Here is a 7,761-nt window from a genome sequence, read left to right as displayed (position 1 = left end):
GGCCTCGCCGATCCGGATCGCGGCCTCGTCCACGGCGGCCATCGGGATCGCCCGGTCGTGCTCGCCGTAGTGGCCGAGCACATGGGCGACTTCCCACTCCGGTCCCGGACCGGCCGGGGCTACAGGTCGACCTGCTTGAAGGTGAACACGGTGGCGGATCCCGTGTCGTCGCCGGGGATGGGGAGCGTCTCGATCCGCCCGTGCTTGCCCGGTTCCGGGACGAGCCACACCGAGCCCTGCGAGGACCGCACCCGGTACGTTCCCGCGGCCTCGTCGACGGCGGCGAGTTCCCACTCCTCCGCGTCCTGCTGGTGGATGAGGAGGGCGACCACCGGTCCGGCGGGCGCGTTGTCCTCGACGGCGGTCGGGGCGCCCTTGGCGTACAGCTTGTGGCGACCGTTGGGCAGCGCCTCGACGACCCAGACGGCGTCCGGGTCGTCCGTCTTGTTGAAGACCGCCTTGGGGGACAGGTCCAGCGTCTCGTACAGGGCGCGGCCGACCGGGTCCTCGCCGTTGTGGATCGTGTAGAGACCTGAGTCCAGGCTCATCGGCTGTGTCCGTCCTTCCCGCTTCGGGTTCTACTTCTCGACGCTGATGTCGGCGAAGCTGATGGCGAAGGCGTCGGGGTCGTCGTCCTCGTCCAGGTGGTAGGTGGCGCTGGCCCAGGCGTCGGCGAGGCGGATGCGGCGGGCCTTCGGGTCGGCGGGGTCGCCGGCGATGAGGACGACGTCCTGGTGGGTGTTGGTGTTCTCGACCTCCTCCACCCACTGGGTGGTGGCCTCGTTGCGCACGTCCCCGCGGGTGAGGACCACGCTGCCCCACAGCGGGACGGGGGCCTTGTAGTCGCCGGCGAGGTAGGTGTCGAGGTCGACCGCCGTGTTGATGAGGTCGAGCTGCGCGACGGAGTCGAGCGCCTCGGTCCGGTTGTCGCCGAGGTCGAGGTGGTAGGTGGTCATGTCCGGGTCTCCTGGTGGCGTCGGCGGGTCAGTACAGCTCGGGGGAGGTGCGGACGGGGATCCGGACCTTGACGACCTTGCCGTCGCTCAGGAAGAAGATGACCCGGGCGTTGTCGCCGGGGGTGATCAGGTGGGTCGGCTTCTCGAGCATGAGGTGGTGCTTGCCCGGGATGAAGGCGAAACCGCCCTTGGCGGAGAGGGTGACCGTGTCGACCTTGACCATCTTCGAGCTCTCCTCGTCGACGACGGTCTCGTAGATCGTGATGCGCTGGTAGTCGGGGCTCCTGACCTTGGTGATGTCGAGGCGCTGGTCGGAGGAGTTGTCCAGCGTGATGTAGCCGGCGGCCGGCAGGGCGTTGGGCAGCCAGCGGATCCAGGCGGACTTGTCCCGGACGGTGATGTCGGTGCTGACCGGTGTTTTCATCGGGATGACTCCTCGTCAAGGGATCGACCGTCGACCCCGCCCGCCCACCTCACCGCGTGCGGGATCGGTCGGGCAAGGAACGCCTTGGAACGTCATCCGATCGAGTGAAGCGGTCGGCGGAGTGGGAAGTCGGCGGGGCCGACTTCCCGTGCGGCGGTCAGGGGTTGGGGGTTGCGGTGGGGGTGACGGAGGGGCGCGGGTGGTGGTGATGGTGATGGGTGAGGACGGGGTAGGCCCAGACGACCAGCGCGAGCAGGAGGGCGAGCGGGACGACGGTGGAGGCCGCGGCGGCCGCGCGGTCAGACGGCGACATCGGTTCCCAACTCGGCGTGATGAAGGTCGAGTTCGGCCCAGACCGTCTTGGCGTTGGGGTCGCGGGGGAGGGTGCCCCAGCGGTCGGCGAGCGCGTCGACGAGGGTGAGCCCGCGCCCCGACTGGGAGTCCGCCGGGCAGGCCATCGTGGGGAGCGCGGGCCGGCGGTCGCCCCGGCAGTCCGAGACCTCGATCCGGAGCACGGTGGTGCGCGCCCGGCGTGCGGTGGTGAGCGCGAGGTGCAGCTCGAACCCGCGCCCCGGCATGCGCCCGTGCGTGGAGGCGTTGGCGGCCAACTCCGCCACGATGATCAACGCGTGGTGAAAAGCCTCCGGCCAAAGGGAGTTGAGGGCCCAGTCGGTGAGCTGCTGTCTGGCGATCCGCCGGCCGATTGCGGCTCCCTTGGGGGTCGCGGTGAGGAGCGCGGTGTGGGCGCGCGGCTCCGGTTCGTCGAGGGGGATTTCGGACTTCATGGGGAAAATCCTGCCCCCCCGGGCTTAGGCTGACGACGCATCCGGTGGGCACGGTGAGTGCCTGTATGCGTGCGGAAAGTGTCGAGTGACGGCGGTCGGCCGTGACCGGGAAATGGGGAGGTCGTCATGACTGAAATCAAGGGAACCGGCGGAGACAGTGGCGACGTTGCGCGCCCGCAGCTCGACGAGGACCTGTCCGAGGTGTCGGACTTCCTGCGGGCGGTCGGTAAGCAGATCAAGCTGCTGCGCGAGCGGGCGGGCCTGACGCAGAAGGAGTTCGCCAAGTTGGTCGGCTACACCGAGAGCCTGATCGGCGCGGTCGAGCAGGGGAAGCGGACCCCGCAGCGCGAGCTGCTGGAGGCGGCGGAGCGGGTTTTGGACGCGGGTGGGCTGCTGCTCGTCGTCGCGGACGACATCGAGAAGGCGAAGGCCAAGGCCCGCGTGCGGCACCCGGAGTGGTTCCGGGGGTACGCGGGAGAGGAGGCCGTATGTGAGGAGCTCAACGACTGGAGTCTGTGGGACTGCCCGGGGCTGCTCCAGACCGAGGACCACGCCCGCGCTGTCTTCTCGATGCGCCAGCCGCTTCTCTCCGAGGAGGTCATCGAGACGCGGGTGGCGGCCCGCATGGCGCGGCAGGAGATCCTCACCAAGTGGCCCCGCGCGATGTTCAGCTGGGTGATCGACGAGAGCGTCCTCCGCCGCCCGCTGGGTGGCTGGGATGTCCACACGGAGCAGCTGCGCCGCCTGCTGGAGGTCGGGACCACCAGGGGAATGGTGATCCAGGTTCTGCCGCTGGACCGTACGGCGCACGCCGGAATGGGCGGCCCGTTCATCCTGCTCACCCCCAAGGGGCGTCCGCAGATGGGCTACATCGAGGTGCAGACGAGCAGTAGGCTGATTACGGATCAGAGTGAGGTCCGGATCCTGAACGCGCGCTACAGCACGCTCAGGTCTCAGGCGCACACTCCTGAGGAGTCCCTGTCGTTGATCGAGAAGATTCTGGGAGAGCGATGAGCAGCGAACTGGTGTGGTTCAAGAGCAGCTACAGCGGCGACGAGGGCGGTGCCTGCGTCGAGGTCGCGGACGCGACATCGGCCGTCCTCGTCCGTGACTCCAAGGACAAGTCCGGTCCCCACCTCACCTTCTCGCCGGCGGCCTGGGAGGCCTTCGTCGAGTTCGCGCAGTCGATCTGACGACCAGTCTCCCCGCTCGGCGCATGGCGGCCTTCCACCCACCGGTGGACGGCCGCCTTCTGTGTGGGCTCCGCTCCTCCCGCGTGGGGGTTGTGCCCCGTATCCTGAACGGGCGCTACAGCACCCTCTATTTAGGGAGAGCCATGAGCAGCGATCTGGTGTGGTTCAAGAGCAGCCACAGCGGGCCGGATGGTGGGGAGTGTGTCGAGATCGCCTGGCGCAAGAGTAGCCACAGCCTCAACGACAACGCTTGCTGCGTCGAGGTCGCCGAGACGGCGGCCGCCGTCCTCGTCCGCGACTCCAAGGACAAGTCCGGCCCCCACCTCACCTTCACCCCCGCCGCCTGGCAGTCCTTCCTCACCTTCGCCCAGTCCGTCTGACGGCGAGCGACCGGCGGAGACGCACTCACGGAGGCGGGCCCCGGCGGGCCCGCCTCCACCCTGTTGGGAATGGGGCCGGTGAGGTGGGCCCCGTTGTCGCTGACCCCGGTTTCGCACAGGACGACACTGGCCGTGGAGATTGTGCGGCGTCGTTCATCATCCAGCCGTCCAGGCCGGGCAGCAGCAGGTCACCGACACTCGAACGTGGCAGCCACCGCACGTCACCTCGGCGAGTAGTGCTCCGGGCGACGGGGGGCGGCGCCTGCGTCGCGGTCGCCCTCCCCCGGCTTCGGGCCGTCGATCCGACGGCCGCCCGTTGTGGGGGAGGCGCCCCTGCTTCGTGAGGGTTGCTCTGTGGAATCAATCGATGACGCTCCGTACTCTTGGTGTGCAGGGCATCACGCGGGCGAGCGACCTTCCCGCGGGCACGACGAGCACGGAGGTACCGAGATGAGCAAGCACGGAGGCGGCACCGGCCCCGGTGACGGTGGGAAGCAGCAGGACGACAGCAACAAGGGCTCCGGGCACGGCGGCGGCTCGGACGAGGGCGGCAACACCTCGGACGGCCAGAACCCGGCGGGCGGCAAGTGACCGGCGAAACGCAGGAGGAGGCGGGCCCCCGGGCGCTCTCCTCCGCGCTGGTGGCCAAGGGTGCGCTGTCCCCGGACTGGCTCCCCTCCTTCGAGGCCGTGCCCCGCGAGCTGTTCGTGCCGGACCGGATCTGGCCGGGCGTTGCAGACGGCACCCGGCAGAACCCCTTGGTGGACCGCTCCCGGGACCCCGAGGGGTGGCGGAACGCGGTGTACTCCGACATCCCGCTGACCACGCAGTGGGACGACGGCCGGCACCACGGCGACGGCCTCGGCACGACCCCGACCTCCTCCAACTCCATGCCGACCATGGTGGCTTCGATGCTCCGGGACCTGGACGTCCGGCCGGGCGTCCGGGTCCTGGAGATCGGTACGGGCACGGGGTGGAACGCGGGGCTCCTGGCCCACCGCCTGGGCGACCTCAACGTGGTGTCCGTCGAGTACGACGCGGACGTCGCGCGCGGTGCCCGGGCGAACCTGGAGCGCGCCGGACTGTCACCCACCGTGGTCGAGGGCGACGGCCGGGACGGGTGGGCGCGGGGCGGCCCCTACGACCGCATCATCGCCACCTGCTCCCTGCTGTCGATCCCGCCGGCGTGGCTGGAGCAGTCGGCCCCGGGCGCGGTGATCGTTGCTCCGTTCGGCACCGAGTACGGCGGCGAGCAGATCGTCCGGCTCACCGTGAGCGACGACGGCACCCGGGCGGTCGGCACCTTCACGGGCGGGTCCGCGTTCATGCGACTCCGCCAACAGCGCACGCCGAGGCCCCCGTTCGCCGAGTACCTGCACGGGGTCCCGTGGCCGGCGGACGGCGTGCGGAGCACGACCACGCTCTCACCCCGGGACGCCGGCGAGTGGTTCCAGCAGTTCGTCATCGGCCTCGCCGTACCCGGCGCCTTCTGGCGCGCGGAGCGCTACGACGACGCGGCCTACACCCTGTGGATCCACAGCCGGGACAAGCAGTCCTGGGCCTCCGCCGACTACGAGCGGGGCCGCACCGAGTACGAGGTCTACCAGTCAGGCCCCCGCTGCCTCTGGTCCGAGGTCGAGGCCGCCCACCACTGGTGGACCGCGCAGGGTCGCCCCACCCACGCCCGCTTCGGCCTCACCGCCACCCCCACCGGCCAGACGCCCTGGCTCGACTCCCCCGAGAACCCGGTCCCCCAGCAGGCTTCCCACGCAGCCGCCAGGCCCAGCCCTTTCCCGTAGGAGAACGCCCATGCCCTTGCCCACCGGCGGGGCGAGCCTGAACCAGTCTTCCGGGCGGACACGGCGTGGTTCCCGTCGAGGCTCGCCGTGGGGTCGAGCCTCGACGGTCAAGGCGGCGCGTGGCACGGTCCCTCGCCAGCGGCCGCCGTCCCACGCCCAGCGAGTTCCCGCCCGAACTTCCCCCGGAGCCCAAGCGGTTGTGGCCGCCGAATCCCACGCCGGCCCTTCGCCGAGCACTGGCGGCAGCCCAGGTTGTGAGCTTCGACCTGATTTCGCGTTGTCGCAACAGCAGCCCCTTGCGGCACCACGGTTGGGATCGGGAACATTGACGGCGTCCGCAATCGAGGGAGCGTCTGTGAAACTGACACTGCTCGACAGTTCGTGCGATCACGGGCCGTGCCCCACCGTCTACTCCACTGACACGGGGGAGCTCGTGGTGCAGGGATTCAAGGTGGAAGATCCCGAGGCGCTTGCCGCAATGAGGCTGCCGGAGACCGAGACGGCGGTGCGTATTCCGATTGATCTGCTGGTGAGGGTTGCCCGTGACCATCTCTCCTGACGCCTTCGGCGCACTGTTCGATTCGTTCCAGCGAGAGGCCTTCCGTCTCGAAACGCTGGACGACTACAGCGGCTCCGGCAACTTCGACGCCTACCGCGCCTTTCTCGCCGGCCAGCCTCAGCCGCAGGACTACAACGCCCCCTGGCTGGCACAGGTCCGGCGGAACACGTCCGCCGGACGGCGCATGTATCGCGTGCACGTTCTCTCCCGGCCGCTCACCCCGTACCTCCTGTTCGAACTCGGTTGGGGGTACCGGAAGAACGCCACCGCCGGCGAGGAGTTCTTCATCCTGGACGTCACCGACCATCCGAACCCGGTCGCCGACGCGCCGGACTTTTGGATGTTCGACGAATCGTCCGTCGTCTCGATGGCATACGCCGACGGCGGCGTGTTCACCGGCGCTGAGGAGGAACCCGGCCCGGAGAAGTGGATCGCCCTCCGGGACACGGCTCTGAGCCATGCCGAGCCGTTCGATTCCTGGTGGGAGCGACACGGCAGCGCGTGAGAGACGACATCGGGAGTGCGCTGCGGGACCTGCGACAGGCCGCCGGGAAGGAGGCCAAGGCAGTCGCCCGCAGCGCGGCCATGTCTCCGTCCAAACTGAGCAGGATCGAGACGGGGAAGGCCAAGCCGACCACCGTCGACGTCGACCGGATCCTCACCGCCATCGGCGTTCCCGACGCCGTACGGGCCGATCTGGTCGAAATCGCCAGGCGGGAGGCGACCGAGGTCGTGGCCTGGCGCTATCTCCGGCGAACGGGGCTCCACCACCACCAGGACAGCATCCGGGCCGTCGAGGCGGAGACGGCGATCCAGCGGATCTTCCAGCCGTCCTGCATCCCAGGGCTCTGCCAGACCCCGGAATACGTGCGGGCCATCCTGAGCCCCAAGGGACTCACCCCCGATGTCCTTTCCCGCACGATGGCCGCGCGGCTCGAACGGCAGGCCGTACTGTTCGACCCCGCGAAGCACTTCCACTACCTGATCACGGAGCCGGTCCTCCGTTGGCTGATCGTCTCGCCCGTGGAGATGGCGCTCCAGATCGACAGGCTCTCCACACTGTCCCGACTTCCGAACGTACGCATCGGAGTCGTACCGCTGTCCGCCCGGATGACCGAGGTCGGCTCGTCCTCCTTCATCGTCTATGACAGCCGGCTGGTTATCGTGGAGATCCCGCACGCCGAGGTCTCCACCACGGACCCCAAGGATTTGGACCTCTACCTGGCGAGGTTCAAAAGATTCGAGCAACTGTCCCTCGAAGGTGAGCCCATGCGGGAGATGCTCGCCGCTATCCGGGACGAGTTCTTGCAGCAACGGGAAAGCTCCTGATTACCCATCGGATTCGGCTCTACCTTGAATCTCGCTCACCGTGTGAAGTGGGCAGAAGGAGAGGGAGATCCATGTCCACCGCGACATTGCCGGTGCTGGACGAAGTGGACGGGGCCGCCGGGCCGTTCGCGTTCCGCTTCCTGAGTGCGGTCACGGGGAGCGGGGGCGTCCTGGCCTCCGAGTTGGCGTACGACGAGGAGACGCAGACCTGCAGCTACGCCGGGATGCCGCCCGGCGTCTACATGACCAGCAACCCGCCGAAGACGTACGGGCCGACCCAGCCGTCCGGGCAGATGGACGCGCCGGACGATCCCGGAAGCAGCAACGACTGACATG

At 69.1% G+C, this 7,761-nt stretch carries 14 protein-coding genes; 9 read left to right on the top strand and 5 right to left on the bottom strand.

What is annotated here, in order from left to right:
* Positions 1–119: 119 nt before the first annotated feature.
* The 5 genes from ABTX81_RS12685 to ABTX81_RS12665 all read right to left on the bottom strand — a co-directional run bounded on the left by ABTX81_RS12685 (position 120) and on the right by ABTX81_RS12665 (position 2,165).
* On the bottom strand, positions 120–548 hold the full coding sequence (locus ABTX81_RS12685; RefSeq protein ID WP_350543688.1) for an I66 family serine proteinase inhibitor: 429 nt from the start codon (positions 546–548) through the stop codon (positions 120–122).
* 30 nt (positions 549–578) lie between these two features.
* The gene (locus ABTX81_RS12680) at positions 579–956 is read right to left on the bottom strand and encodes a hypothetical protein (protein ID WP_350543686.1); all 378 of its coding nucleotides are present in this window, start codon (positions 954–956) and stop codon (positions 579–581) included.
* 28 nt (positions 957–984) lie between these two features.
* Complete coding sequence (locus ABTX81_RS12675; protein ID WP_350543684.1) at positions 985–1,380, bottom strand: copper chaperone PCu(A)C; 396 nt, start codon at positions 1,378–1,380, stop codon at positions 985–987.
* Between the two features lie 157 nt (positions 1,381–1,537).
* Positions 1,538–1,693, bottom strand: a complete 156-nt coding sequence (locus ABTX81_RS12670; protein ID WP_350543682.1) for a hypothetical protein — start codon at positions 1,691–1,693, stop codon at positions 1,538–1,540.
* Positions 1,680–2,165: an ATP-binding protein gene (locus ABTX81_RS12665; RefSeq protein ID WP_350543680.1), complete on the bottom strand. Its 486-nt coding sequence runs from the start codon at positions 2,163–2,165 to the stop codon at positions 1,680–1,682. The genes ABTX81_RS12670 and ABTX81_RS12665 overlap by 14 nt, the downstream gene beginning before the upstream one ends.
* A 126-nt stretch (positions 2,166–2,291) precedes the next feature.
* Between ABTX81_RS12665 and ABTX81_RS12660 the strand changes: the two genes are divergently transcribed.
* The 9 genes from ABTX81_RS12660 to ABTX81_RS12620 all read left to right on the top strand — a co-directional run bounded on the left by ABTX81_RS12660 (position 2,292) and on the right by ABTX81_RS12620 (position 7,757).
* Positions 2,292–3,179: a helix-turn-helix domain-containing protein gene (locus ABTX81_RS12660; RefSeq protein WP_350543678.1), complete on the top strand. Its 888-nt coding sequence runs from the start codon at positions 2,292–2,294 to the stop codon at positions 3,177–3,179.
* Entirely contained in the window at positions 3,176–3,358 is a 183-nt protein-coding gene (locus ABTX81_RS12655) for a DUF397 domain-containing protein (RefSeq protein WP_350543676.1), read from the top strand. The genes ABTX81_RS12660 and ABTX81_RS12655 overlap by 4 nt, the downstream gene beginning before the upstream one ends.
* A 143-nt stretch (positions 3,359–3,501) precedes the next feature.
* Positions 3,502–3,738, top strand: coding sequence for a DUF397 domain-containing protein (locus ABTX81_RS12650; protein ID WP_350543674.1), 237 nt, complete (start codon positions 3,502–3,504; stop codon positions 3,736–3,738).
* Positions 3,739–4,188: 450 nt separating this feature from the next.
* A complete protein-coding gene (locus ABTX81_RS12645; protein WP_350543672.1) occupies positions 4,189–4,329 on the top strand; it encodes a hypothetical protein in 141 nt (46 codons plus the stop codon).
* Entirely contained in the window at positions 4,326–5,537 is a 1,212-nt protein-coding gene (locus ABTX81_RS12640; RefSeq protein WP_350543670.1) for a methyltransferase domain-containing protein, read from the top strand. Before ABTX81_RS12645 ends, ABTX81_RS12640 begins: the two co-directional genes overlap by 4 nt.
* A gap of 355 nt (positions 5,538–5,892) precedes the next feature.
* A complete protein-coding gene (locus tag ABTX81_RS12635; RefSeq protein ID WP_350543668.1) occupies positions 5,893–6,096 on the top strand; it encodes a hypothetical protein in 204 nt (67 codons plus the stop codon).
* A complete protein-coding gene (locus tag ABTX81_RS12630; RefSeq protein WP_350543666.1) occupies positions 6,080–6,601 on the top strand; it encodes a DUF6879 family protein in 522 nt (173 codons plus the stop codon). The genes ABTX81_RS12635 and ABTX81_RS12630 overlap by 17 nt, the downstream gene beginning before the upstream one ends.
* Complete coding sequence (locus tag ABTX81_RS12625; RefSeq protein WP_350543664.1) at positions 6,598–7,425, top strand: helix-turn-helix domain-containing protein; 828 nt, start codon at positions 6,598–6,600, stop codon at positions 7,423–7,425. Before ABTX81_RS12630 ends, ABTX81_RS12625 begins: the two co-directional genes overlap by 4 nt.
* Positions 7,426–7,496: 71 nt before the next feature.
* On the top strand, positions 7,497–7,757 hold the full coding sequence (locus tag ABTX81_RS12620; RefSeq protein ID WP_350543662.1) for a hypothetical protein: 261 nt from the start codon (positions 7,497–7,499) through the stop codon (positions 7,755–7,757).
* The last annotated feature ends 4 nt before the right edge of the window (positions 7,758–7,761 follow it).

The sequence above is a fragment of the Kitasatospora sp. NPDC097605 genome, from assembly GCF_040302725.1.
GTDB lineage: Bacteria > Actinomycetota > Actinomycetes > Streptomycetales > Streptomycetaceae > Kitasatospora.
This window is presented reverse-complemented; position numbering and strand designations above follow the sequence as displayed.